Raw genomic sequence first — 25,524 nt, 5'->3', positions numbered from 1 at the left:
GCGTGGAAGTCTCCTGTGCTCACAGCTGGCCTACGTCGGTGACGCGGACCACGGCACGGCCCTCCGCGTCGGAAGCGGTGAGGTCGATCTCCGCGCTGATGCCCCAGTCGTGGTCGCCGTTCGGGTCGTCGAAGATCTGGCGGACCCGCCACAGACGGTTCGCCGGCTCCTCCTCGATCACGAGGAGCTTCGGACCGCGGGCGTCAGGACCGGTGCCGAGGTCTTCGTACTCGTCCCAGTACTTGTCCATCGCCTCGCCCCAGGCGTCGGCGTCCCAGCCTGCGTCGGCGTCCATCTCGCCCAGCTCCTCGACCTGGTCGAGGGCGGCGAGCTCGACACGACGGAACAAGGCGTTGCGGACGAGGACGCGGAAGGCGCGCGCATTGGTCGTGACCGGCTTGACCTCGTCGGCCTTCTCCTGGGCCTCCTCGGCGGTCATCTCCTCCGGGTTGGCGAGCTGTTCCCACTCGTCCAGGAGGCTGGAGTCGACCTGGCGCACCATCTCGCCGAGCCACTCGATCAGGTCCTGGAGGTCCTCGGACTTGAGGTCGTCGGGGATGTTGTGGTCGAGGGTCTTGTAGGCGCTGGCGAGGTAGCGCAGCACGATGCCCTCGGTGCGGGCCAGCTCGTAGACGGACACCAACTCCGTGAAGGACAGCGCCCGTTCGTACATGTCCCGGATCACCGACTTCGGCGACAGCGGGTGGTCGCCGACCCAGGGGTGGCTCTTGCGGTACGTGTTGTACGCGTGGAAGAGCAGCTCCTCCAGGGGCTTCGGGTAGCTGATGTCCTGGAGGCGCTCCATGCGTTCCTCGTACTCGACGCCGTCCGCCTTCATCGCGGCTACGGCCTCGCCCTTCGCCTTGTTCAGCTGGGCGACGAGGATCTGGCGCGGGTCGTCCAGCGTGGACTCGACGACGGACACCATGTCGAGGGCGTACGACGGCGACTCCGGGTCGAGCAGTTCGAACGCGGCCAACGCGAAGGTGGACAGCGGCTGGTTGAGCGCGAAGTCCTGCTGGAGGTCGACGGTGAGGCGGGCGATGCGGCCGGTGGGGTCCGGCTCGTCGAGCTTCTCCACGATGCCGCCGTCCAGCAGCGAGCGGTAGATCGCGATCGCGCGGCGGATGTGTCGCAGCTGCTGTTTGCGGGGCTCGTGGTTGTCCTCCAGCAGGTGCCGCATCGCTTCGAAGGCGTTGCCCGGCCGGGCGATCACCGACAGCAGCATCGTGTGCGTCACCCGGAAGCGGGACGTCAGCGGCTCCGGCTCGGAGGCGATGAGCTTCTCGAAGGTGTTCTCGGTCCAGGCGACGAAGCCCTCGGGTGCCTTCTTGCGGACGACCTTGCGTCGCTTCTTCGGGTCGTCGCCGGCCTTGGCGAGCGCCTTCTCGTTCTCGATGACGTGCTCGGGAGCCTGCGCCACGACGAAGCCCGCCGTGTCGAAGCCCGCCCGCCCGGCACGGCCGGCGATCTGGTGGAACTCACGGGCGCGCAGCGTGCGGACGCGGTTGCCGTCGTACTTGGTGAGGGCCGTGAACAGTACTGTGCGAATGGGGACGTTGACACCCACGCCGAGCGTGTCCGTGCCGCAGATGACCTTCAGCAGACCGGCCTGCGCGAGTTTCTCCACCAGGCGGCGGTACTTCGGCAGCATGCCGGCGTGGTGGACACCGATGCCGTGCCGGACGTAACGGGACAGGTTGCGGCCGAACTTGGTGGTGAAGCGGAAGTTACCGATCAGCTCGGCGATCTGCTCCTTCTCCTCGCGCGAGCACATGTTGATGCTCATCAGCGCCTGCGCCCGCTCCACGGCCTGCGCCTGCGTGAAGTGCACGATGTAGACCGGCGCCTGCTTGGTGTCCAGCAACTCCGTCAGCGTCTCGGTGAGCGGGGTGAACCGGTACTCGTAGGAGAGAGGGACGGGGCGGGTCGCCGAGCGGACCACCGACGTCGGGCGGCCGGTACGGCGGGTGAGGTCCTGCTCGAACATCGAGACGTCGCCGAGCGTGGCCGACATCAGGATGAACTGCGCCTGCGGCAGCTCCAGGATCGGGATCTGCCAGGCCCAGCCCCGGTCGCCCTCGGCGTAGAAGTGGAACTCGTCCATGACGACCTGGCCGACGTCTGCCTGCTTGCCGTCGCGCAGCGCGATCGACGCGAGCACCTCGGCGGTGCAGCAGATCACGGGGGCGTCGGCGTTGACCGACGCGTCGCCGGTGAGCATGCCGACGTTCTCGGTGCCGAAGATCTTGCACAGCTCGAAGAACTTCTCCGACACGAGTGCCTTGATCGGCGCGGTGTAGAAGGTGACCTCGTCCCGGGCCAGCGCGGCGAAGTGCGCGCCCGCCGCGATCATGCTCTTGCCGGAGCCGGTGGGCGTCGACACGATCACGTTCGCGCCGGAGACCACCTCGATCAGCGCCTCCTCCTGGTGGGGATAGAGGGTGAGCCCACGCTCCTCGGCCCACGACTCGAAGGCTTCGTAGAGGGCGTCGGGGTCGGCGGTCGGCGGCAGCTGATCGATGAGGGTCACCTACCCATCTTGCCTGCCCTCCTGCCTCATCGGGGAATCGGCTGCGCGGTCGAAGATCGCGAACGCTACGCTGTGTCGCCGACGACAAGTCAGCGATCCCGGTCAACTGGACAGCGGCACACGAGGAATGGGGCGGGCAACGGCCATGATGGGACCAGCACACTCACTGTCGGGCGCCGCCGCCTGGCTCGGGGTCGGAGCGGCCGCCACCGCGGCCGGGCACGGAATGCCCTGGCCCGTGCTTCTCGCCGGCGCGCTGATCTGCGCCGGAGCCGCACTCGCCCCGGATCTCGACCACAAGGCGGCCACGATCTCGCGGTCCTTCGGCCCGGTGTCGCGCTGGCTGTGCGAGATCGTCGACAAGCTGTCGTACGCCGTCTACAAGGCGACGAAGAAGCAGGGCGATCCGCGTCGTTCCGGTGGGCATCGCACGCTCACCCACACCTGGCTGTGGGCGGTCATGATCGGCGGTGGCACCTCGGCGCTGGCGATCACAGGTGGCCGCTGGGCGGTACTGGCGATCCTCTTCGTGCACATGGTGCTGGCGATCGAGGGTCTGCTGTGGCGGGCGGCCCGGGGCTCCAGCAGCGATGTCCTGGTGTGGCTGCTGGCGGCGACCAGCGCGTGGATCCTCGCGGGTGTGCTGGACAAGCCGGGCAACGGGTCGGACTGGCTGTTCACGGCGCCCGGCCAGGAGTATCTGTGGCTGGGGCTGCCCATCGTGCTGGGCGCGCTGGTGCACGACATCGGGGACGCGCTGACGGTGTCCGGCTGCCCGATCCTGTGGCCGATCCCGGTGGGCCGCAAGCGCTGGTACCCGCTGGGGCCGCCCAAGCCCATGCGGTTCCGGGCCGGCAGCTGGGTCGAGCTCAAGGTGCTGATGCCGGTGTTCATGCTGCTCGGCGGAGTGGGCTGCGCGGCGGCGCTCAACGTGATCTGAGCGGGCGGCGGCGTAGGCGGCACCGTCGCGGTGACCCGCCCGCGCAACCGGACAGCGGCACGCCGGCGACCTCCGGGGCGCTCACCAGCCTCACCCGCCTCACCTGCCTCCCGGCAGTTTCAGCCGGCTTCTCCGGTACCACCGCCGTAGCGCCGCTCGAAGGCGGCGACGCGGCCCTCGGAGTCCACCGTTCTGGCCTTGCCGGTGTAGAAGGGGTGACTCTCCGAGGAGATCTCGACGTCCACGACCGGGTAGGTCGCGCCGTCGTCCCACTCGATGGTCTGGTCGCTGGTCGCGGTGGAACGGGTCAGGAAGGCGTAGCCTGCGGCGCGGTCACGGAAGACGACCGCGTGGTAGTCGGGGTGCTTGTCCTGCTGCATGCGAGCTCCTCGGGTGGCGGGACCGGCGGGGCCGACGGCCTGGGGGCGACGGATGAAGCCGGTGGGGTTGCGGGCGAAGCCGGTGGGGCGGCCACCGCGATCGCGGGGACCACGGGACGGAGCGGGCGGGCGCCGGAGGCTCGGGTGCCACGGGTGCCGCCTTCGTCAACCGGACAGGGAATCCTCGTCGACGATGTGCATGGCGGCCTCCTCGGCGGACGCCGCCGCGCCGTCGATGCCCACGTCCGTCGCGACGAGCGCGCTCTCGTCGTCCTCGTGGGCGCCCTCGTCGGGTGCCACGAGGCGGCCGGAGCGCAGGGCGCCGACCTCGTTGTCGAGGAGTTCTCCGTCCGTGCCCTCGGCGTCGCCCATGCCGTCGCCGTCGGGCGTGGCAAGGTCCGGCATCTCCTCGGCCAGACGTTGGTCGAGGGTCTCGCCCTCGTGGCGTTCGGCGGCCGTGACACCGGAGTGCTCCACGGCCCATGGTCGGTCCGGTGGGGACCAGCCACGGTCCAGGGGGTCGTCGACGCCGTCGTTCTCCAGGGTGTCCTCCGCGTCCAGCAGCCCCGTGTCCTCACGCTGATCGGAAGCGTCGGGCTGGTAGACGTCGTCACCCCATCCCTCGGCGCTGTTCACGGGTACCTCCAGGTGGTGCGGACGGGCCTGAACCCACCGCGGCGAGCGACGGGCCGTCGCGGCGCGGGGCACAGGCCGCACCCGGCGCGAACCGCGAGGTTCCCGGGTGCTCCCCGAACCGGTGCCGCTATCCAGCCTTCCACCCCTTTTCGCCCCGGCGCAACGGCACGGGCAGAGGCGACCACTCCGGATGCATCCGGGCTCGGTCCGTGCGGTCATGCCGGGCGGAGGCGGCGGGGCGAGGTTCAGTCCGCCGGACAAGGATCCCCCGGCTTGGCGAGGGCCGACGCTGCCCACGTCACGGGGACGCCGGCCTCGCTACGACCGCAGCCGACCGACACGGCCAGGTCATGACCGCCGTGTGCGGGGCCACGGCCGCAGCCGACCGATGCTGCCCTGGCCTCATCAGAGCCAGCCCGGCACGACCGCAGCCGACCGACACGGCCCTGGCCACGGCGAACGCCGGCCCGGCACGGCCGCAGCCGGCCGACGCTGCTCAGGTCGTGGCAGACGCCGGCCTGGCTTCGACCGCAGCCGGCCGCGGCAGCGGGACCCGCCGCCTCCACACCGTCCCGGCCACAGCCCGCCAGCACCCACCAGGGCCCCTGCCGCCAGCACCCACCAGCCCCCTGCCGCCATGACCTACCAGGACCCCGACCGAAGCCCGCCGGCTCCGGCACCCCGCCCTCACACCCCGCTCACCCATGCCAGGACCGCCACAGCGCCGCGTACGCACCGTTCGCCGCCACCAGTTCCTCGTGGCTGCCCAGCTCGCTGATCCGGCCGTTCTCCACGACGGCGATGACGTCCGCGTCATGGGCGGTGTGGAGGCGGTGGGCGATGGCGACGACCGTGCGACCGTCGAGGACGCGGGCGAGGGAGCGTTCCAGGTGGCGGGCTGCTCGCGGGTCGAGAAGGGACGTCGCCTCGTCCAGGACCAGCGTGTGCGGGTCGGCCAGCACCAGGCGGGCCAGGGCGATCTGCTGGGCCTGGGCAGGGGTGAGCCCGAAGCCGCCCGAGCCGACCTCGGTGTCGAGGCCGTCGTCGAGCGCACGCGCCCATGCGTCGGCGTCCACCGCGCCCAGTGCCGCCCACAGCTCGGCGTCGGCCGCGTCGGTGCGGGCCAGGAGCAGGTTGTCGCGCAGGGAACCCACGAACACGTGGTGCTCCTGGTTGACCAGGGCGACATGGGAGCGGACGCGCTCGGCGGTCATCCGGGACAGTTCGGCCCCGCCGAGGGTGATCCGGCCGTCGCGGGGCGCGTAGATCCCGGCGAGCAGCCTGCCCAGCGTGGACTTGCCGGCGCCCGAGGGGCCGACCAGGGCCAGCCGGGTGCCGGGCGCGACCTCCAGGGAGACCTTGCGCAGCACGTCCACGCCCTCCAGGTAGCCGAAGTGCACCCGGTCGGCGTGCACGTCACGGCCGGCGGGCGCCAGCTCGGTGTCCCCGGCGTCCGGCTCGATGTCCCGGACCCCGACCAGCCGGGCCAGCGACACCTGGGCCACCTGGAGCTCGTCGTACCAGCGCAGGATCAGGCCCACCGGGTCGACCAGCATCTGCGCGATCAACGCGCCGGTCGTCAGCTGACCGACCCCGATCCAGCCCTGGAGTACGAAGACCCCGCCGATCATGAGGACGGAGGCGAGGACGGTCACATGGGTGACGTTGATGATCGGGAAGAGCACCGACCGCAGCCAGAGCGTGTACCGCTCCCACGCCGTCCACTGCTTGACCCGCAGGTCCGACATCTCGACCCGGCGGGCGCCGAGGCGATGGGCCTCGACGGTGTGCCCGGCGTCCACGGTCTCGGCGAGCGCGGCGGCGACCGAGGCGTACCCGGCGGCCTCCGAGCGGTAGGCGGCGGGCGCCCGCTTGAAGTACCAGCGGCAGCCGATCACCAGCAGCGGCACGGCGAGCAGCACCGCGGCGGCGAGCGGTGGCGCGGTGATGATCAGCCCGCCCAGCAGCAGGGCAGCCCACACCACGCCGATCGCGAGCTGCGGCACGGCCTCGCGCATGGCGTTGGCCAGCCGGTCGATGTCCGTCGTGATCCGGGACAGCAGGTCGCCCGTCCCGGCGCGCTCCAGGACGCCGGGCGGCAGCCCGACCGACCGTACGAGGAAGTCCTCGCGCAGATCGGCCAGCATCCGTTCGCCGAGCATCGCGCCGCGCAGCCGCACCTGTCGTACGAACACGGCCTGTACGACGAGCGCGGCCACGAACAGGCCGACGGTGAGCTCCAGATGGAGTTCGTGCTCGGGGGCTCCGTCCGAGACCCGCTCGACCAGGCCGCCGAGCAGCCAGGGGCCCGCCATCGACGCCAGCACGGCCACCGTGTTGACGGTGACGAGCAGCAGGAAGGCTCGGCGGTGCCGTTGGAACAGCTCCACCACATAGGCGCGTACGGTCGTGGGGGCGCCGACCGGCAGGGTGTTCGCCGTCGTCGGGGCCGCCGGGTCGTACTCCGGTGGCGCAACGCCGATCATGCCGACTCCTCGATCTCTTCCAGTTCCTTGAGTACTTCTTCTTCCTTGAGTACTTCTTCGAGCGACGCCTTGACCGGTCGGTCCCCGGCCGGCCCGTCGCCGCGAGCGGTCTTCGTCTCCGCCGCCTCTTCCTCCGTCTCCCGCGTCACCACGGCCCGGTACCGGGGCTCGGCGTGCACCAGTTCGCGGTGCAGGCCGATCGCCGCGACCTCGCCGTCGTGGATCAGGACGACCCGGTCGGCGCGGTCCAGGAGCAGGGGAGAGGAGGTGAACACCACGGTCGTGCGCCCGGCCCGCAGCTTCCGCACGCCGTGCGCGATGCGGGCCTCCGTGTGGGAGTCGACGGCCGAGGTCGGCTCGTCAAGGACGAGCACGCCCGGATCCGTGATCAGCGACCGCGCGAGCGCGAGGCGCTGGCGCTGCCCGCCGGACAGCGACCGGCCGCGCTCGGTGATCAGGGCGTCCATCGGGTCATCGGCGTCGAGCGAACCCTGGACCAGCGCGGCCAGGACGTCCTCGCACTGTGCGGCCGCCAAAGCGTCCTCGGGGCGGACGTCGCCCGACCTGGGCACGTCGAGCAGTTCGCGCAAGGTGCCGGAGAGCAGTACCGGGTCCTTGTCCTGCACGAGGACGGCCGTACGGGCGTTGTCGAGCGGCAACTCGTCGAGCGGGACGCCGCCGAGCAGCACCGAGGTGCTCTCCTCGGAGGGGTGTCCGCCCAGCCGTTCGGCCAGCCGACCCGCCGCGTCGGGGTCGCCGCACACCACGGCGGTGAGCCGTCCCGTGGGCGCGAGCAGTCCCGTGGCCGGGTCGTACAGATCGCCGGACGGCACCTCCGCCCCGTCCCGCGACCCGCCGGTGTCGGTGGCCCGCTCCAGCGACAGCACGCGGGCGGCGCGCCTGGCCGAGGGCCGGGAGAAGGAGTACGCCATGGCGATCTCCTCGAAGTGCCGCAGCGGGTAGGTGAGGATCATGATCGAGCTGTAGACGGTGACCAGTTCGCCGATGCTCACCTGGCCCCGGCGGGCGAGGTGGACGCCGTACCAGACCACCGCGATCAGCAGCAGGCCCGGCATCAGCACCTGGATCGCGGAGATCAGGGACCACATCCGGGCGCTGCGCACGGCCGCGTGGCGTACCTCCTGGGAGGCGCTGCGGTAGCGGTCGAGGAAGAGCTCCTCGCCGCCGATGCCGCGCAGGACGCGCAGGCCGGCGACGGTGTCGGAGGCGAGCTCGGTGGCGCGGCCCGCCTTCTCGCGCTGGACGTCGGCCCGTCGGGTGGCGCGCGGCAGCAGGGGCAGTACGGCGATCGCCAGTACCGGCAGGCCCACAGCGACGACCGTGCCCAGCTCGGGCTGGTAGACGACGAGGCCGACGCAGACCACGACGATGGTGACGGCCGCCGCGGTGAACCGGGACCATGCCTCGACGAACCAGCCGATCTTCTCGACGTCACCCGTGGAGACGGCCACGACCTCGCCGGCCGCGACGCGCCGGGTCAGGGCGGAGCCCAGTTGCGCGGTCTTGCGGGCCAGTACCTGCTGGACGCGGGCGGCGGCCGTGATCCAGTTGGTGACGGCGGTGCGGTGCAGGAAGGTCTCGCCGATCGCGTTGCCGGCGCAGCACAGGGCGAGGAGGCCGCCCGCGAGAGCGAGCCGGCTGCCGGAACGGTCGACGACGGCCTGCACGGCGACGCCGACGCAGAACGGCAGCGCGGAGACGGAGAGGAAGTGCAACAGTCCCCAGGCCAGGGCCTTGAGCTGGCCGTCCAGCTGGTTCCTGAAGAGCCACCACAGGAATCGGGGACCTGAGCGGGCGTCCGGCACACCCGGGTCGGGGTACGGAAGGTCTTGAATCTGCATGACGTCCCAGTGGCTCGTGTCAGTGAGGGGGGAGGGATGGGGTTGATTGACGGCCGTTGCGCGGAACGGGCAGCGCACGGCGGCAGCAAACCGTGACAGGTTCGCGTCGTGGCGTCGCCGGACGCAAACGGTTTTCCAACGGGCCGCTCAGTTCCGGCCCCCATGCCGGACGCGGTGCGACCATGGAGCGATGCGGAACGGCGGAACATGGCGCGCGACGGTGGCGACTGCGGCACTCGGAACCCTGCTGGCGACGGCGACCCTGACGGCGTGCGGCGGCGCGCGGGACGGGGCGCGGGACGGTGCCGGCAGGGACGTCGGCGACTCGGCGCCCAGCCGATCGGCCGAGACCACCGATCCGACGCGCATCCCGGGCGTCGGCGACCACTGGCAGCGACGCATCCCCGCCGACTCCCGCCAGGTCGTGGCGGTCTACGGCGACGCCGAGGACTCCGCGGACTCCACCGTCGTGCTCTACACGAAGCACGGCACCGACTGGGACCGCGTCCGCGCCTGGCCCGCGCACAACGGCAAGAGGGGCTGGACCACCGACCACCGCGAGGACGACAAGCGCAGCCCCGTCGGTGTGTTCACGCTCAGCGACGCGGGCGGCGTACTGAAGGACCCCGGGGCCAGGCTGCCGTACACCAGGTCGGCGGCCTTCGCGGCGCCGCGCTGGTGGGCCAAGTCGCACTGGCACGACTTCGACTACGTCATCGCCATCGACTACAACCGCGTCAAGGGCACCCCGCCCAACGACCCCACCCGCCCCGAGGGGGACGACCGCGGTGGAAGCATCTGGCTGCACATGGACCACGGCAGTGGCACGTCGGCCTGCGTGAGTCTGTCCGAATCGGGGATGGAGTATCTGCTGCGCACGCTCGATCCGGACCTGCATCCGGTGGTGGTGATGGGGGACAAGGCGCACCTGAAGGCCGCGCGCTGACGGGGAAGGCGTCATTGCGGCGGGTGCCCGACTCCCCGTAGAACACCGCCCATGAAGAGACGGATCGTCATGTCCATGCTCGCGGGGGCAACCCTCCTGGCGAGCACCCTCCTCGGAGCGAGCCCGGCCCCGGCGGCCGAATCCGCCGGACCCGCAGCCGAAGAAGCGGCCCAACCGGCCGACGTCCCCGCCGAGTTCGCCACCGACTGGCACGACCCCATAGCCGCCGCCCCGCCCGTGACCCGGCCCTCCGGCAAGTCCTGCCAAGTCACCGTCGCCGAGGCGCAGTTCCGCGACTTCACCCCGTACAAGGGCACTTACTCGCCCCCCGACGGCTGCGGCGGCCGCTGGAGCAAGGTCGTGCTGCGGATGGACGGCAAGGTCAAGGGACGCCAGTACGACCGGCTCGGCTATTTGCACATCGGCGGGGTCGAGATCTTCCGTACGTCGACTCCGGAGCCGTCGCCCGACGGCATCGAGTGGTCCGTGGAGAAGGACGTCACGCGCTACAGCGACACCTTCCGCGGCGACCGGGACGTCGAGATGCTCATCGGGAACGTCGTCGACGACACGTACACGGGCGTCATCGACGTCAAGGTCACGCTGACGTTCTACGCCGGCCGCCCGGCCGCGAACCCCGACCGCGTCCTGACCCTCCGGGACGGCACGCTGACCACCCCGCGCAACAGCGAACGCATCGTCGCCGAGGTGTATGCCACCGGCTCCGGCGGCGGCTGCGAGGAGTTCTGGTACCTGGCGGCACCCGACGCGGCGCCCTACTCCTGCAAGGCGGCCGGGGGACCGTACCGCGAGGTGCAGATCAAGGTCGACGGTCAACTCGCCGGAATCGCCGCGCCGTTCCCGCATGTGTGGACGGGCGGCTGGTCCAACCCCTTCCTCTGGTACGTCGTTCCGGGGCCGCGTGCATTCGACGTCAAGCCGATCGAGTACGACCTCACGCCCTTCGCCGGCCTGCTCAACGACGGCCGCCCGCACCGCGTCGAGGTCTCCGTCGTCGGCGTCCCCGAGGGGCAGAGCGGCTGGAGCGCACCCGTGAACGTCCTCGTCTGGCAGGACGCCGAGCGCGCGCACGTCACCGGCAAGCTCACCGTGCACCGGGCAGGCGACCTCTCCAACTCCTCGGCGTACACGCCCGGTTCGCAGCACCGGGTGGACACGGAGGGTGGTCACCGGCTGACCGTGGCCGGGTACGTCGACACCTCGCACGGCCGGGTGACGACCACCGTGCGCCGCTCGCTCACCAACGACTCCGCGCACCGCTGGACCGACGGCGAGAATCTGGACGCCCTCGAAGCCACCTGGACGGACGAGCAGTCGGTCACCGTGGACGGACGCGGGCCGGCCCGCACGACCCGCACCCAGCGGACGTACACGATGGAAGGCTCGATCGTCATCGGCTCGGACGACCGGCTGCGCACCGTGCTGACCCTCGGTGACCGTGCCGCCGTCGTGACCACCCAGGACGGCCGGCGGACGCACTGGTCGCGGGTCGACGACACCTACACGGGCGACGCCGCCTGGACGTTGAACGTGCCGCGCGACCAACGGCACGCGGTCGGTACGACGAGCGAGCGCTATCGGGCGTACGGCTCGGACGGCTGCCACGACCGTTCTCTGACGAGCGTGCAGGGAGTGCTCACCGAGGATCGAATCCGCTGCTGAGGCGGGGTGCGTGCGATGCGTCACGCGGGGCGCGATTTACGCGGAAGCAACACGGCGGTCTTGTGCGGGACCAACATCACCCGCAGAGTGATCCGAACGGAATGCGCTTTCCGTATGGCAGAAGTCCCAGCCGTACCAGGGGACTTCTGTGTGCCGCCGTCCCCAAGGAGTGCCCCGTGCCGCCGTCCGTACCGTCCCTGCCGCGACGCGTCGCACGCATACTGCGTACCTCTCTCTTCGCGCAGGTCGCCTGCGCGCTCGTACTCGGAATCGTCGTCGGGAAGCTGTGGCCCGGCTTCGGCGCGGATCTCCAGCCGCTCGGCGACGGTTTCATCCGGCTCATCAAGACGATCATCTCGCCACTGGTGTTCTGTGTGGTCGTCGTCGGCATCGCCAAGGCCGGTGATCTGAAGGCGTTCGGCCGGATCGGGCTCAAGGCCCTGATCTGGTTCGAGGTCGCGAGCACGCTCGCGCTGGTCATCGGCCTCCTCGCCGCCAACGTCGTCCAGCCGGGGTCGGGGATGAACGTCGACCCCGCCACGCTGGACGCCTCGGCGGTCGACGCGAAGACGGGCGGCGGTCATCTGCCGTCGACGACGGAGTTCGTGCTGGAGGCCGTACCCACCTCCTTCATCGGCGCCTTCGCCGAGAACTCCCTCCTCCAGGTCCTCGTCCTGGCCTGCCTGGTGGGCGCGGCGCTCCTGCATATCGGTCACACCAAGGTGCCGCAGGTGCTGCCCGCCATCGAGCAGGCCCAGGAGATCATCTTCGCGATCGTCGGCTTCGTGATGCGGCTGGCCCCGATCGCGGTGTTCGGCGCGATGGCCGTCCTGGTCGGCAACTACGGGCTCGGCGTCATCGAGACCTACGGCAAGCTGATCGTCCTGTGCTACCTGGCCGCCGCCCTGTTCATCGGCCTGCTCGCCCTCGCCCTCAAGGCGGTCACCGGGCTCAGCCTGTGGAAGTTCCTGCGCTACATCCGTGAGGAGATGCTGCTCGCCCTCGGCACCGCGTCCACCGAGTCGGTCCTGCCGCGGGTGATGCAGAAGCTGCGCAAGGCCGGCGCCCGCGACGACGCCGTGGGTCTGGTGCTGCCGACGGGCTACTCCTTCAACCTCGACGGTGCCTCGCTCTACCTCTCCATCGGCACGCTGTTCATCGCCCAGGCCGTGGGCGTGGACCTGAGCCTCGGTCAGCAGATCACCGTCGTCCTGGTGCTGATGCTGACCAGCAAGGGCATGGCGGGCATCCCCGGCTCGGCCTTCCTGGCGCTGTCGGCCACAGCCTCCTCGCTGGGCGCGATCCCGGCCGGTGCCGTCGCCCTGCTGCTCGGCGTGGACCGCATCATGGACTCGATGCGCGTCGTCACCAACCTCCTCGGCAACTGCGTCGCCGTCTTCGCGGTCGCCCGCTGGGAGGGGGCGCTGGACCGGGAGCGGGCCAAGAAGGTCCTCGACGGCGAGCTCCAGGTCGACCTGGAGGACGAGGAGCCGACCGGGCAGCCACAGGAGCTCAAGAAGGAAACGGCCGCCGAGCCCGGCTGAGGCCAGTACGCAGCCGCAGTCTTCGCGAAGGGGTGGCCGCCGCTCCCGCAGCACGGGAGCGGCGGCCACGGCCCTTTCCCGCTCACGGGGCGCTCAGCACCCCCGCTCCCCACCCCCGTCGATCAAGGTATCCAGCAGCTCTCCCAGCACCGCCCGCTGTTCGTCCGTCAGCGGTGCCAGGATCTCCTCGGCTGCCGACCGGCGTGCGCCGTGCAGCTCCCGTAGGGCCTTGCGGCCGTCCTCGGTGAGTTCGATGCGGATCACCCGGCGGTTCGTCGGGTCCGGTGCGCGGCGGACCTTGCCGCTCGCCTCCAGGCCGTCGACCAGTGTCGTCACCGCGCGCGGGACCACTTCGAGGCGTTCGGCGAGGTCGGCCATCCGGGGCGGCGAGTCGTAGTGCGCCAGGGTGCGCAGCAGGCGGGACTGGGCCGGGGTGACACCCAGACCGCACTCATGGAGGTGCCTTTTCTGGATCCGGTGCACCCGGCGGGTGAAGCGCAGCAACTGCTCGGCGAGCGGGCCGTCGGGATCGGAGGTGGTCATGCGGGAACAATATCAGGACCTTGTTCATTGTGAGCATAGGTAACAATGAGCTAAGCTCCGTCAGCGGCCCTGAGGGTCGTCCGTCCGCATCGCCACACCTCCGTAGGAGCCCATGCATCCCGACCACGAGACCGCCTGGACGCCATCCGCCGCCGAGCAGGAACAGCCGCGGCAGGTGCGTCGCATCCTCAGACTCTTCCGTCCCTACCGCGGCCGCCTCGCGGTCGTCGGTCTGCTTGTCGGCGCCTCGTCGCTGGTCGGCGTCGCCACGCCGTTCCTGCTCAAGGCGATCCTCGACGTCGCCATCCCCGAGGGCCGCACCGGCCTGCTCAGCCTGCTCGCGCTCGGCATGATCCTCAGCGCCGTCCTGACCAGCGTCTTCGGCGTGCTCCAGACCCTGATCTCGACGACCGTCGGCCAGCGCGTCATGCACGACCTGCGCACCGCGGTCTACGGCCGCCTCCAGCGCATGTCGCTCGCCTTCTTCACCCGCACCCGCACCGGCGAGGTCCAGTCCCGCATCGCCAACGACATCGGCGGCATGCAGGCGACCGTCACCTCCACGGCGACCTCCCTGGTCTCCAACCTGACCAGTGTGGTCGCCACGATCGTCGCGATGATCGCCCTGGACTGGCGACTGACCGTCGTCTCGCTGCTCCTGCTGCCGGTCTTCGTCTGGATCAGCCGCCGCGTCGGCAACGAACGCAAGAAGATCACCACCCAGCGCCAGAAGCAGATGGCCGCGATGGCCGCCACCGTCACCGAGTCGCTCTCCGTCAGCGGCATCCTGCTGGGCCGCACCATGGGCCGCTCCGACTCGCTGACCAAGGCCTTCGCCGACGAGTCCGAGCAGCTCGTCGACCTCGAGGTGCGGTCGAACATGGCCGGCCGCTGGCGCATGGCCGTCATCACCATGGTCATGGCCGCCATGCCCGCCTTCATCTACTGGACCGCCGGCGTGGTCCTCCAGGTCGGCGGCCCGCAGGTCTCCATCGGCACGATCGTCGCCTTCGTCTCGCTCCAGCAGGGCCTGTTCCGCCCGGCGGTCAGCCTGCTGTCCACCGGCGTCCAGATCCAGACCTCGCTCGCGCTCTTCCAGCGCATCTTCGAGTACCTCGACCTGCCCATCGACATCACCGAGCGCGAGGAGCCCGTCCACCTCGACCGCGTCAAGGGCGAGGTCCGCTTCGAGAACGTCGAGTTCGGCTACGACGGTAAGGGCGGCCCGATCCTCGACGGCATCGACGTCACCGTCCCGGCGGGCGGCAGTCTCGCGGTCGTCGGCCCGACCGGCGCCGGGAAGTCGACCCTCGGCCATCTCGTGCCGCGGCTGTACGACGTGACGGGCGGCCGGGTCACCCTCGACGGCGTGGACGTGCGCGACCTCGACTTCGACACCCTGGCCTGCGCGGTCGGCGTCGTCTCGCAGGAGACGTACCTCTTCCACGCCACGGTCGCCGACAACCTGCGCTTCGCCAAGCCCGACGCCACCGACGAGGAACTGCGCGCGGCGGCGCGGGCGGCCCAGATCCACGACCACATCGCGTCCCTGCCCGACGGCTACGACACCGTCGTCGGCGAGCGCGGCCACCGCTTCTCCGGCGGCGAGAAGCAGCGCCTGGCGATCGCCCGCACCATCCTGCGCGACCCGCCGGTGCTCATCCTCGACGAGGCGACCAGCGCCCTGGACACGCGCACCGAGCACGCCGTCCAGGACGCCATCGACGCCCTGTCCGCCAACCGCACCACGCTCACCATCGCGCACCGGCTGTCCACCATCCGGGGCGCCGACCAGATCGTGGTCCTCGACGCGGGGCAGGTTGCGGAGCGGGGTACGCACGAGGAACTGCTGGAGCGGGACGGGCGCTATGCGGCGCTGGTCAGGCGTGATGCCCAACTTGAGCCCACAGGGTGACGTTATGCCGGGTTTGTGACCATGTGCGGGATACCGTGCCCGCATGTACTTGAACACTCCGCCACGGAGCACGATTCGACTGACGCGCCGGGGACGAATTGCTCTCATCGCCGCCGGCGCCGTCGTGGCCGGCACCGCCGTGGCGGTGCCGCTGTTGGTCATGGGCGAGGAGGAGGCGGCCCGGCCCACCTCGCTGGTGATCCCGGAGGGCTGGCGCGCCGGCCAGGTGTACACGGCCGTCGACAAGGCCCTCGCCCTGCCGTCCGGCACCACGAAGAAGTCCCTCGACAAGCTCGACCTGAAGCTGCCGAACGACGCCGACGGCAACCCCGAGGGCTACCTCTTCCCGGCGACGTACCCGCTGGAGAAGAACGGGAAGAGGGCGACGCCGGATTCGCTGCTGTCGGCCATGGTCGACACCGCCAACCAGAAGTTCGGCGGCGCCCCCATCGCCGCGGGCGCGCAGCGCAACGCCATGAACGTCTATCAGGCGGTCACGATCGCGAGCATCGTCCAGGCCGAGGCCGCCACCAAGGCCGACATGGCCAAGGTGGCCCGGGTCATCTTCAACCGGCTCGAACGCGGCATGCCGCTCCAGATGGACTCCACCGTCAACTACGCCCTGAAGCGCTCCACACTCAGGACGACCGAGGCCGACACCCGGATCGAGAGCCCCTACAACTCGTACCAGCGCATGGGCCTGCCGCCCACGCCGATCGGCAGCCCGGGCGACGAGGCGATGCACGCCGCGATCAGTCCGGCGGCCGGTGACTGGCTGTACTTCGTCACCGTCAAGGCGGGCGACACCCGCTTCACGGCCGACTACACGGAACACCAGCGCAATGTCGCCGAGTTCAACGCCCGGCAGAAGAAGGCGAGCCCGAAGCCCACCGGGTGAGCCGGCGGGACGTCACGCGGATACCGGCCCGGCCGGCCCACCGCCCCGCCGTCCCGGCGAGCCGCGGCCCGCACTGCCCGCCTGACGCCGCGCCCGCACCTCACGCGGCCACCGGCTCCTCGGCCAGCAGCCGCCTGATGTCCCGTACGGCCGCACGGCCGGCCCGGTTGGCGCCGATCGTGCTGGCGGACGGGCCGTAGCCGACGAGGTGGACACGCGGGTCGGCGACCGCGCGCGTCCCCTCCACGCGGATGCCGCCGCCCGGCTCGCGCAGGTGCAGCGGGGCGAGATGGTCGATGACGGCGCGGAAGCCGGTCGCCCACAGGATGACGTCGGCATCCACGCGCTGCCCGTCGCTCCACTCCACCCCGTCCGGTGTGATCCGCTCGAACATGGGGCGGCGGTCCAGGACCCCGTCCGCCAGTCCCTGCCGGACGGCGTCGTTCAGCGGCAGCCCCGTGACCGAGACCACACTCTTCGGCGGCAGGCCCTGCCGGACCCGCTCCTCCACGAGTGCGACCGCCGCCCGGCCCACGTCCTCGGTGAAGGGGCCCTCGCGGAACACCGGCGGACGCCGGGTGACCCACGTCGTGGCCGCCGCGTGGGGCGCGATCTCCAGCAGATGCTGGGTGCCGGAGGCGCCGCCGCCCACGACCACGACCCGCCGGCCCGCGAACGCCTGTGGCCCCGGGTACTGCGCGGTGTGCAGCTGCCGCCCCCGGAACGTCTCCTGGCCGGGGTAGCGCGGCACGAACGGCCGGTCCCAGGTGCCGGTCGCGTTGATCAGGGCACGCGTGGCCCAGGTTCCCGCCGAGGTCTCGACGAGCAGCCGCCCGTCCGGGCCCTCGCGCACGGCACGCACGTCGACGGGCCGCCGCACCCGCAGTTCGAAGGTCCGCTCGTAGGTGTCGAAGTACTCGGCTATGACCTCGGAGGACGGCCGCGCGGGATCCGCGTCGGTCAGTTCCATGCCGGGCAGCGAGTGCATCCCGTGCACCTTGCCGTACGTCAGGGACGGCCACCGGAACTGCCAGGCGCCGCCCGGACCCGGGGAGTGGTCGAGGACGACGAAGTCACGGCCCGGCTCGAAGCCGGTGCGCCGCAGGTGATAGGCGCTGGACAGACCTGCCTGACCAGCGCCTGTGACGACCACGTCGACCGTTTCGACCGCCTCGATGTTGTTCACGCTTCTACGAACCACCTCGGGGGCGTGGATCTTCCCCCGGGGTCTACCTGCGGGTCTGTGTGGTCGACGGCGGCAGGTCGCCGTTGTAGCGCGGGTCCACGAAGTCGCCGAAGTCCACCTTGTTCGGGATGAGCTTCAGCTCGGTGAAGGTGTCGGCGATCTCCTGCTCCGAGGCGATGAGCGGCTTGTCGACCGCGACCGACACCCGGGTGGCGTTGGTGCGCTTCACCGAGGCCAGCGCCACCTCGTAGGGCAGCCCCGTGTCCTTCGCCCACACCTTCGCCCACTCCTCCTGGTGGTCGTACACCCAGGCCGTGGCGCGCCGCAGCCGCTGAAGGTAGTCCTCGATGGCCGCGGCCTTCTTCTTGTCCTGAAGGGCGGAGGGCGCCGCCACCTGGAAGGTCAGCCCGTTGGTGATCCCGTCACCGGTCGTCAGGACCCGGCCCTGCTTCGACACCAGCACCTGCGAGGTGTACGGGTCCCACACCGCCCACGCGTCGACCTTGCCGGCGGTGAACGCGGCCAGCGCGTCCGCCGGTTGCAGATACTTGACCTCGACGTCGCTCAGGCTCAGCCCGGCCTTCCTGAGCGACGCGACGAGCTGGTAGTTGGCCGAGGAGCCCTGCGCCACGGCGATCGACCTGCCCTTGAGCTGCTCAGGTCCGGTCAGCTTCGAGTCGTTCGGCACAAGGATCGCGTCGCCCCTGGACGTGCCCTTGAATGCGGCGACCGCCGTGATCTTCGAGCCGGCGCCCGCCGCGAAGACGGGCGGTGTGTTGCCGACGCCGCCGATGTCCACGGCCTTGGCGTTGACGGCCTCCAACAGGGGCGGGCCGGAGGTGAAGGTCGACCACTTGATCTTGTAGTCGAGGTTCTCGAGCTCTCCGGCGGCGCGCAGGATCGCCTCCGAACCGCCCTTCTGGTCACCCACGTCGAGCGTGAGGGAGCCCTGGCCGTCGGTGTCCGTCGCGGCTGACGAGTTCCCGCCGCAGGCGGTGAGCAGAAGGGCGAGGGGGAGGAGGAGCGCGGCGGGGACGAGGGGTCGTCGCATGGCTGTTCCGTTCCGGGGAGGGTGATCAGGCGGCTTCGGCGGCGGTGTCGACGCCGAGGCGTTCGAGGAGTCCGGCGCGCAGTTCGGCGAAGCGGGGGTCGGCGATGTCGCGGGGACGGTCGAGGTCGATGCGCTGCTCGTGCGCGATCACCCCGTCGTCCATCACGAGAACGCGGTCGGCGAGAAGCACGGCCTCCTCGACGTCGTGCGTGACGAGCAGCACCGCGCAGCCGCGCCGCTGCCACAACTCGCCGACCAGGCGCTGGGCCTTGATCCGGGTGAGCGCGTCGAGCGCGCCGAACGGCTCGTCGAGCAGCAGCAGATCCGGCTCGCGGACCAAAGCCCGTGCCAGCGAGGCGCGTTGTGCCTCACCGCCGGACAGCGTCTTGGGCCAGGCGTCCGTACGGTGGTCCAGGCCGACCTCCTGAAGCGCTCGCTCGGCGACCGCGCGGCCCGGCTTGCCCGGCAGCCCCAGCAGCACGTTGCGCCACACCTTCTTCCACGGCATCAGCCGCGGCGCCTGGAACGCGACGGCCTTGCGACGCGGCACCAGGACGGTGCCCTCGATGTCGCGGTCGAGACCGGCGAGGATCCGCAGCAGGGTGGACTTGCCGCAGCCGCTGCGCCCGAGCAGGGCGACGAACTCACCCGGCTGGACGTCGAGTCGGAGCCGGTCGATGACCGCGCGCCCGTCGAAGGAGCGGGTCAGTCCCGACACGTGCACGGCCTGCGGAACCGCCACGGGACGGCCGGCCTCCGTGGCCTCGGGGCTCACCGGCCGGTGAACGTCGGTCGCCATTGCAGCAGCAGCCTTTCGAGGGAGCGGACGATGAAGTCGGCGAGCAGGCCGAGGAAGGCGTACACGATCAGGCAGACCACGATCACGTCGGTCCGCAGGAAGTCCCGGGCCTGCACCATCAGGAACCCGATGCCGGAATCGGCGTTGACCTGCTCGGCGAAGACGAGCGCGAGCCAGGCGATGCCGAGCGAGTAGCGCAGGCCGGTCAGAGCGCCCGGCAGCGCACCGGGCAGCACGACATGCCGTACGAGCCCCCACCTGGACAGCCCGAGCGACTCCCCGGCCTCGATCAACTGGGTGTCCACGCCCCGGATGCCGGCGTAGACGTTCAGGTACAGCGGGAACGTCACGCCGAGCGTGATGATGGCGATCTTGGGTGCCTCGCCGATGCCGAACCAGATGATGAACAGCGGGATCAGCCCGACGAACGGCACGGTCCGCAGCATCTGCACGGGCGCGTCCACGACGTCCTCGCCGATCCGGAACAGGCCCGAGACCAGGGCGAGTCCGGTCCCCACGAGAGTGCCGAACGCCAGCCCGGCGGCGACGCGCCGGAGGGACGTCCCCATGGCCGAGGTCAGTGAACCGTCGGCGATCATGTCGCCCGCGACCTGGGCGATACGGCCGGGCGAGGCGAGGACGTCGGAGGCCAGCACGCCCGTACCGCTGAGCAGTTGCCACAGGATCAGGAGGAGCACGGGGCCGCTCGTGCGGCGCAGCCAGCGCGGGACGCGGGCGCGGCGGGCGGAGGTGGGGACGAGGGGTTCGAGTTCGGGAGGGGCGGGGGCGCCGGCGTCGGCCTTGACGAGTCTGTCGTCGCGTATATCGGAAATATCCGGCTCGGAGGCGTCGGGCGGGGCATGGCTGATGCTCATGGGTGCTCCACGGGTGGTCGGCGACCGGTGGGGGGCGCGCCCCGGCGTCGCCGTGTCTCACCCGGAGGTCAGGGGTGAGCGCAGAGCGATGCCGCGGATGCGGAGGAGGCGGGGAGGAAGAAGGGCGTCAGCAGCCGCGGCGACACGCGGCGGAGGCCACCCGCAGCAGGTCGATGTGACCGCGCGTGGTGAGCAGGGCTGAACGCAACATGCCGCCGAAAGTAGCCAGATGGCGTGGTCATGGTCAACGGTGTCTCGCGAAGTGGACCTTGCGTATCACCCTCCGGCCCTCTCCCGACGCGTGGAATCCGCCGCATGGGCGAGGATGGAGGGCATGTCAGACGCCTTCACCACCCGAGTTCTGAACGTCGCCTCCGGCTCCTCGGAGCGGGTCGTGGATCTCACCCGCGACTGCGAGGCCTTCCTGCGGGAGGCGGCGGCGGGCCGCGACGGTCTGCTGAACGTCTTCGTGCCGCATGCGACGGCCGGTGTCGCGATCATCGAGACGGGCGCGGGCAGCGACGACGACCTGTTGGCCGCCCTGCACGCCCTCCTGCCGGCCGACGACCGCTGGCAGCACCGCCACGGCAGCCCCGGCCACGGCCGCGACCACGTCCTCCCGGCCCTCGTCCCGCCGCACGCGACGCTGCCCGTCGTGGACGGACGCCTGGAGCTCGGAACCTGGCAGTCGGTGTGCCTCGTGGATACGAACAAGGACAATCCTCGTCGGCAGGTGCGGTTGTCGTTCCTTGCGTGACGGGGGGGCCGACTGTGGTTCTGCAGTCCGGCCGTACCGAACGGAGCGATCGACCGTCATCAGATGTGCATCGATAGATGTGCATCGATCTGCGAGACGCCCGCGGCTGTGCGGACCTGCCGAGCGCGTCGACCCCCTGCATTGGCCAGAAGGCCAAAACGGCCCGCACTGTCTTGGCCGACACGCACACCCCTCCCCACCTCGCCGTTCCGCATCATCAAGGGCCGGAACGGCAGCTGTGAGAGGAGTGGGCGCGTGGACACTGTGCAGACGAGACCGCAAAGACCGGCGGGTGAGGTCGGGACTGCGAGCAGGCTGACGCGGCGGCGGGACGTCGCCGATCTGGTTGCCGAGGCCCGTGGGGGTGAGCTGCGTCGGACGATGGGGCTCACACAGCTCACGCTGCTCAGCGTGGGCGCCACCCTGGGCACCGGAATCTTCGTCGTCCTCGGCCAGGCAGTGCCCGAGGCGGGCCCCGCCGTCGTGGTCTCCTTCGTACTCGCCGGGATCACGGCACTGTTCTCCGCCTTGTCCTACGCCGAGCTGGCGGGCATGATCCCGGGCGCCGGAAGCTCGTACAGCTATGTCTACGCCACACTTGGCGAGCTGGTCGCCTGGGTGTGTGGCTGGTGTCTGGTGCTGGAATACGGCGTCTCGGTCGCCGCCGTCGCGGTGGGCTGGGGACAGTACCTGAACGAACTGCTGGAGCTCACCGTCGGCTGGACGCTGCCCGAGTCGCTGGCCGCCCCGCCCGGCGTCGGCGGCGTGCTGAATGTTCCGGCCGCCGCGATCGTCGTCCTCGCCATGGCGGTGCTGCTGCGGGGGGCCCGCGAGAGCGCCGTCGTCAACACGATCATGGTGGCGGTGAAAGTGGCTGCCCTGGTGCTGTTCTGCGCCGTCGCCCTCACCGCGTTTCGCGCCGGCAACTTCCAGCCTCTGTTCCCGCTCGGCATGGCGGGTGTGAGTGCGGGCGCCGCCTCGCTGTTCTTCTCGTACATCGGCTTCGACGCCGCGTCGACGGCCGGTGAGGAGGCCAAGAACCCGCAGCGTGACCTGCCGCGCGCCATCCTCCTGTCCCTCGGGCTCATCACCGCGCTGTACTGCGCGGTGGCGATCGCGGCGGTCGGCGCGATGCCGTGGCAGAAGTTCGCCGGTACCGAGGCCACCCTCAGCGAGGTGCTGGTCCGCTCGGTCGGCGGCGGCAACCTGTGGCCGATCCTGCTGTCCGTCGGCGCGGTCGTCGCCACCACGAGCGTCGTCCTCGCCGTGCAGTACGGGCAGACCCGCATTCTGTTCTCGATGGCGCGCGACGGGCTGGTGCCGCCACTGTTCGCCAAGGTCCACCCGAAGACCGGGGTACCTCGCGCCAACACGGTCATCGTGTCCGCGTTCGTCATGGTGCTTGCCGCACTGGTGCCGCTGGGCGCGCTCGCGGACGCCACCAGCATCGGCACCCTGTTCGCGTTCGCGTTGGTCAACTGCGCTGTGCTGATCCTGCGCCGGCGCAGCCCCGAAGCGCCGCGCAGCTTCCGGGTACCGCTCGCGCCGGTGACCTGCGTGCTGGGCATGCTGTGCTGCGGTTATGTGATGTGGGGGCTGGGCACCGCCACCTGGGTCGCGTTCGGCCTGTGGATGGCGGTCGGGTTCGCGCTCTACGCGCTCTACGGCATCAAGCACTCCCGGCTGGGCCGGCCCGCTCCGCAGGAGGAGACCGTCGTATGACCGCGCTGAACCCGGCCGGCGACCTGGTGGACCTCACCCGGGCCCTGGTGGACACCCCTTCCGAGAGCGGCGACGAGGCCATTCTCGCCGACGCCGTGGAGTCCGCCCTGCGCGCCTGCGCGCATCTCACGGTCGAACGCATCGGCAACTCCGTCGTGGCCCGCACCGATTCGGGCCGCGCCGAGCGAGTGGTCATCGGCGGTCACCTGGACACCGTCCCGGCAGCCGGCAACCTGCCGTCGCGGCTGGACGGAGAGCTGCTCCACGGGCTCGGCGCGTGCGACATGAAGGGCGGCGTCGCCGTCGCCCTGCGCCTCGCGGCCACCCTCACCGCACCGGTACGCGACGTCACGTACGTCTTCTACGAGTGCGAGGAGGTGTCCGGTGACCGCAATGGCCTGAACCGTATCGCCGGAGAACGACCCGACCTGCTCAAGGCGGACCTCGCGATCCTCATGGAGCCGTCCGGCGCGGGTGTGGAGGCGGGCTGCCAGGGCGTCCTGAACGCGGACATCATGGTTCGCGGCGAGCGCGCGCACACCGCCCGCTCATGGAAGGGCGTGAACGCCGCGCACCGAGCGGCGGCCGTGCTCCAGTGCCTGGACCACCACACGGCCGAGCGGATCCTCATCGACGGCCTGGAGTACCGCGAAGGGCTGAACGCGGTCGCCGTCCGCGCGGGCATCGCCGAGAACGTTGTCCCCGACACGTGCGTGATCACGGTCAACCTGCGCTTCGCGCCCAGCCGTTCGGCCGAGCAGGCCGAGGCGTATCTGCGTGGACTCTTCCCCGAGTACGAGGTCGAGGTCACCGAGGTCGTGCCGGGAGCCCTGCCCGGGCTCGGGCGGGGCCCGATCGCCTCGCTCGTCGAGGTCCTGGGTACGAGCCCCCGGCCCAAGCTGGGCTGGACCGACGTCGCCCGCTTTGCCGCGCTCGGCACGCCCGCGCTCAACTACGGCCCCGGCGACCCGGCTCTCGCGCATACCGCCGGGGAGTACGTGCCCGTGGAGCAGCTGCGGAAGTGCGAGGCCCAGCTCGCGGCCTGGCTGAGCGACTGAACTCCACGGCGGCGCAGTGCGCCAGGTCGGTGGACGGCACGTGCCACCGACCGTCGCGTCCCATGACGCCGACGGGTGAACCCCACCCAGGGCCTGCGGCGGGGGGTTCACCGGTGGGGGCCCCGCAGGCCCCCGAGCGTCCGCAGCTGCAGCCACAGCACCAACCGCTCGTCCGGGTCGTCCAGATCGATGGCGAGGTGCTGCTGAATCTGCCTGAGGCGGTACCGGCAGGTGTTGGGGTGCACTGCGAGCAGCTTCGCCGCCCGCGCCATCTCGCATCCGGCGTCCAGCCAGCACAGTAGGGTCCTGGCGTAGTCGGTGCCCTGCTCGGCGTCGTACTCCTGCACCTTCTGCCAGGCGCCTGCCGTCAAGTCCCTCTGCGATCCGATGAGTTCACGCAGTCGGAGCAGGGTGACCCGGGCACGAACCTCGGCAACGGAAGCGACGTCCTCGTCCGGCCCGAGTACCCGCAGGACGATGTCGGCGTCGTCGCGCGAGCCGCGTACGGCCGCCAGGTCCGCGGCCACGTCGCCCAGTCCGGCCCGTACCGGCACCCGCAGCGCCTGACCGGCGCGCCGCACGATGTCCTCGACGAGCCGCTTGTGCCGCTCCCCGCCGCGCTCACCGACGACCGGCACGAGCGCGTACACCGCCCCGTCCACCAGCACGCACGCGTGCCACCCGTACCGCGCCTGGCACTGGAGCCGTACCAGGTCCAGCAGCCGCAGCGCGGTCTGTTCCCCGTCGGGCGTGGACGCCGCGCCGTCGAGGGCGAAGGCCGCGACACGGACCGGTGAGCCGGGCGCGAGGCCGAGGCGGTGCGCGGCGCCGGCGGCGTCGACGGTCCCGTCGAGGAGACGGCGCAGCAGGTCGCTCGTCAGATGCCGGGACAGTTCCTCGCTCGCCCGTGCCCGCAGCAGGAGCAGGGCGGCCGTGGACGCGCCCCGGATGAGAGCCTCCTCGGCATCGGGGCTGAGCCGCCCGTCGTCGACAGCCCACACCGACCCCAGCGTCTCGCCGCCCGCGCGGATGGCGACAGCGAGCCGCGGCAGTTCGTCACCGTCGAGTGCGGCGAGGCGTACCGGTCCGGGTGCGGCGAACAGGACGCGGTACTGCTCGGTGTTTTCGGGGCTGCTCGGCACCTGGCGGCCCAGGATGCCCTGCCGCCGGGCCTCGTCGACGGTCTGTCCGGGGACGGTGGAGTAGGCCAGGATCCGCTGGCGGGCGTCCTCGACGACGGTCGCGCCGCCCACGGCCCCGGCCACCGCGTTGGCGAGCGCGAACAGGTCCCCGAAGGCGGCCGTGTCGCCCGCCGCGCCGGGCCGGGAACTGCTGGCGGACGCCAGGAGAAGATGGACGTGGTGCCAGGCGGCTTCCTCGTCGATGGCGAGCAGCGCGAGGCCGTGGGCCTTCGCCGCCGCCACCGTGTCGGGCTGCCCGTCCCGGTCCCGGACCACCAGCCCGGCCATCCCGGCCGCCGCGGCATCGCGGGCCAGAGGCCCGATGTCATCTGCTCGCGCCCCGACCGCCAGCAGCAGGGCGCCGGGCGCGCTGCGCGGAAACGGGGCCCCGGCGTCGTACAGAAGGATCTCCGAGACGGGCGCCGTGAGGTCGGCCGGGGCGGCGAGCACGCGGAACATGGGTTCGCCGAGGGTGTCGAGAAGTTCCTCGAAAGTGCATGCGTCCACGGGCGGGGCGGGCTCCTTCGAT

Annotated in this window: 21 protein-coding genes; 9 read left to right on the top strand and 12 right to left on the bottom strand. The window is 71.1% G+C overall.

Translation table 11 applies throughout. The features are described from left to right. Positions 1 to 19: 19 nt before the first annotated feature. Positions 20 to 2,533: a DEAD/DEAH box helicase gene (locus PGH47_RS05600; protein ID WP_271662520.1), complete on the bottom strand. Its 2,514-nt coding sequence runs from the start codon at positions 2,531 to 2,533 to the stop codon at positions 20 to 22. A gap of 145 nt (positions 2,534 to 2,678) precedes the next feature. Here PGH47_RS05600 and PGH47_RS05595 point away from each other — a divergent pair, with 145 nt between their 5' ends. After that, positions 2,679 to 3,473, top strand: a complete 795-nt coding sequence (locus tag PGH47_RS05595; protein WP_271662519.1) for a metal-dependent hydrolase — start codon at positions 2,679 to 2,681, stop codon at positions 3,471 to 3,473. A gap of 119 nt (positions 3,474 to 3,592) precedes the next feature. Here the strand turns inward: PGH47_RS05595 and PGH47_RS05590 are convergent, their stop codons facing one another. From PGH47_RS05590 to PGH47_RS05575, 4 genes are all read right to left on the bottom strand, one after another. Next, a complete protein-coding gene (locus PGH47_RS05590) occupies positions 3,593 to 3,853 on the bottom strand; it encodes a type B 50S ribosomal protein L31 (RefSeq protein ID WP_030962614.1) in 261 nt (86 codons plus the stop codon). A 165-nt stretch (positions 3,854 to 4,018) separates the two neighbouring features. Then, positions 4,019 to 4,489, bottom strand: a complete 471-nt coding sequence (locus tag PGH47_RS05585) for a DUF5709 domain-containing protein (protein ID WP_107911907.1) — start codon at positions 4,487 to 4,489, stop codon at positions 4,019 to 4,021. Between the two features lie 698 nt (positions 4,490 to 5,187). Next, positions 5,188 to 6,975 (bottom strand): ABC transporter ATP-binding protein, encoded by a 1,788-nt coding sequence (locus PGH47_RS05580; RefSeq protein ID WP_271662518.1) that lies wholly within the window; start codon positions 6,973 to 6,975, stop codon positions 5,188 to 5,190. After that, positions 6,972 to 8,837, bottom strand: coding sequence for an ABC transporter transmembrane domain-containing protein (locus PGH47_RS05575; protein ID WP_271662517.1), 1,866 nt, complete (start codon positions 8,835 to 8,837; stop codon positions 6,972 to 6,974). The genes PGH47_RS05580 and PGH47_RS05575 overlap by 4 nt, the downstream gene beginning before the upstream one ends. A gap of 190 nt (positions 8,838 to 9,027) precedes the next feature. Between PGH47_RS05575 and PGH47_RS05570 the strand changes: the two genes are divergently transcribed. From PGH47_RS05570 to PGH47_RS05560, 3 genes are all read left to right on the top strand, one after another. Continuing rightward, positions 9,028 to 9,783, top strand: a complete 756-nt coding sequence (locus PGH47_RS05570; RefSeq protein WP_271662516.1) for a L,D-transpeptidase family protein — start codon at positions 9,028 to 9,030, stop codon at positions 9,781 to 9,783. Positions 9,784 to 9,834: 51 nt separating this feature from the next. Continuing rightward, positions 9,835 to 11,466: a peptide-N4-asparagine amidase gene (locus PGH47_RS05565; protein WP_271662515.1), complete on the top strand. Its 1,632-nt coding sequence runs from the start codon at positions 9,835 to 9,837 to the stop codon at positions 11,464 to 11,466. Between the two features lie 176 nt (positions 11,467 to 11,642). Next, positions 11,643 to 13,010: a cation:dicarboxylate symporter family transporter gene (locus PGH47_RS05560; protein ID WP_271662514.1), complete on the top strand. Its 1,368-nt coding sequence runs from the start codon at positions 11,643 to 11,645 to the stop codon at positions 13,008 to 13,010. 93 nt (positions 13,011 to 13,103) lie between these two features. On the opposite strand, the gene PGH47_RS05555 is transcribed toward PGH47_RS05560, so the two are convergent. Then, the gene (locus PGH47_RS05555) at positions 13,104 to 13,553 is read right to left on the bottom strand and encodes a MarR family winged helix-turn-helix transcriptional regulator (RefSeq protein ID WP_271662513.1); all 450 of its coding nucleotides are present in this window, start codon (positions 13,551 to 13,553) and stop codon (positions 13,104 to 13,106) included. A 112-nt stretch (positions 13,554 to 13,665) separates the two neighbouring features. Here PGH47_RS05555 and PGH47_RS05550 point away from each other — a divergent pair, with 112 nt between their 5' ends. Next, positions 13,666 to 15,468, top strand: a complete 1,803-nt coding sequence (locus PGH47_RS05550; protein WP_271662512.1) for an ABC transporter ATP-binding protein — start codon at positions 13,666 to 13,668, stop codon at positions 15,466 to 15,468. A gap of 43 nt (positions 15,469 to 15,511) precedes the next feature. Continuing rightward, a complete protein-coding gene (mltG, locus tag PGH47_RS05545; protein WP_271662511.1) occupies positions 15,512 to 16,366 on the top strand; it encodes an endolytic transglycosylase MltG in 855 nt (284 codons plus the stop codon). Between the two features lie 100 nt (positions 16,367 to 16,466). Here mltG and PGH47_RS05540 read toward each other — a convergent pair whose 3' ends face one another. The 5 genes from PGH47_RS05540 to PGH47_RS43215 all read right to left on the bottom strand — a co-directional run bounded on the left by PGH47_RS05540 (position 16,467) and on the right by PGH47_RS43215 (position 20,488). Beyond that, positions 16,467 to 17,552, bottom strand: a complete 1,086-nt coding sequence (locus PGH47_RS05540; RefSeq protein ID WP_271662510.1) for an NAD(P)-binding domain-containing protein — start codon at positions 17,550 to 17,552, stop codon at positions 16,467 to 16,469. A gap of 43 nt (positions 17,553 to 17,595) precedes the next feature. Then, positions 17,596 to 18,603: an ABC transporter substrate-binding protein gene (locus tag PGH47_RS05535; protein WP_271662509.1), complete on the bottom strand. Its 1,008-nt coding sequence runs from the start codon at positions 18,601 to 18,603 to the stop codon at positions 17,596 to 17,598. A gap of 25 nt (positions 18,604 to 18,628) precedes the next feature. Next, positions 18,629 to 19,402: an ABC transporter ATP-binding protein gene (locus tag PGH47_RS05530; RefSeq protein ID WP_271662508.1), complete on the bottom strand. Its 774-nt coding sequence runs from the start codon at positions 19,400 to 19,402 to the stop codon at positions 18,629 to 18,631. Then, complete coding sequence (locus PGH47_RS05525; RefSeq protein WP_271662507.1) at positions 19,375 to 20,277, bottom strand: ABC transporter permease; 903 nt, start codon at positions 20,275 to 20,277, stop codon at positions 19,375 to 19,377. The genes PGH47_RS05530 and PGH47_RS05525 overlap by 28 nt, the downstream gene beginning before the upstream one ends. Before the next feature lie 127 nt (positions 20,278 to 20,404). Continuing rightward, positions 20,405 to 20,488, bottom strand: a complete 84-nt coding sequence (locus tag PGH47_RS43215; protein ID WP_349817350.1) for a putative leader peptide — start codon at positions 20,486 to 20,488, stop codon at positions 20,405 to 20,407. Positions 20,489 to 20,611: 123 nt separating this feature from the next. On the opposite strand from PGH47_RS43215, the gene PGH47_RS05520 reads away from it, so the two are divergent. The 3 genes from PGH47_RS05520 (at position 20,612) to dapE (ending at position 23,814) form a co-directional block, all read left to right on the top strand. Further along, positions 20,612 to 21,034 (top strand): secondary thiamine-phosphate synthase enzyme YjbQ, encoded by a 423-nt coding sequence (locus PGH47_RS05520; protein ID WP_271662506.1) that lies wholly within the window; start codon positions 20,612 to 20,614, stop codon positions 21,032 to 21,034. A 255-nt stretch (positions 21,035 to 21,289) separates the two neighbouring features. Beyond that, positions 21,290 to 22,756 (top strand): amino acid permease, encoded by a 1,467-nt coding sequence (locus PGH47_RS05515; protein ID WP_271662505.1) that lies wholly within the window; start codon positions 21,290 to 21,292, stop codon positions 22,754 to 22,756. After that, complete coding sequence (gene dapE / locus PGH47_RS05510) at positions 22,753 to 23,814, top strand: succinyl-diaminopimelate desuccinylase (protein WP_271662504.1); 1,062 nt, start codon at positions 22,753 to 22,755, stop codon at positions 23,812 to 23,814. The genes PGH47_RS05515 and dapE overlap by 4 nt, the downstream gene beginning before the upstream one ends. A 107-nt stretch (positions 23,815 to 23,921) precedes the next feature. Here the strand turns inward: dapE and PGH47_RS05505 are convergent, their stop codons facing one another. Then, positions 23,922 to 25,502: a PucR family transcriptional regulator gene (locus PGH47_RS05505; RefSeq protein ID WP_271662503.1), complete on the bottom strand. Its 1,581-nt coding sequence runs from the start codon at positions 25,500 to 25,502 to the stop codon at positions 23,922 to 23,924. Positions 25,503 to 25,524: the final 22 nt, after the last annotated feature.

The organism is Streptomyces sp. HUAS 31 (assembly GCF_028198125.1).
Taxonomy (GTDB): domain Bacteria; phylum Actinomycetota; class Actinomycetes; order Streptomycetales; family Streptomycetaceae; genus Streptomyces; species Streptomyces chartreusis.
The sequence above is the reverse complement of the archived record's forward strand: the minus strand, read 5'-3'. Positions and strand labels throughout refer to the sequence as shown.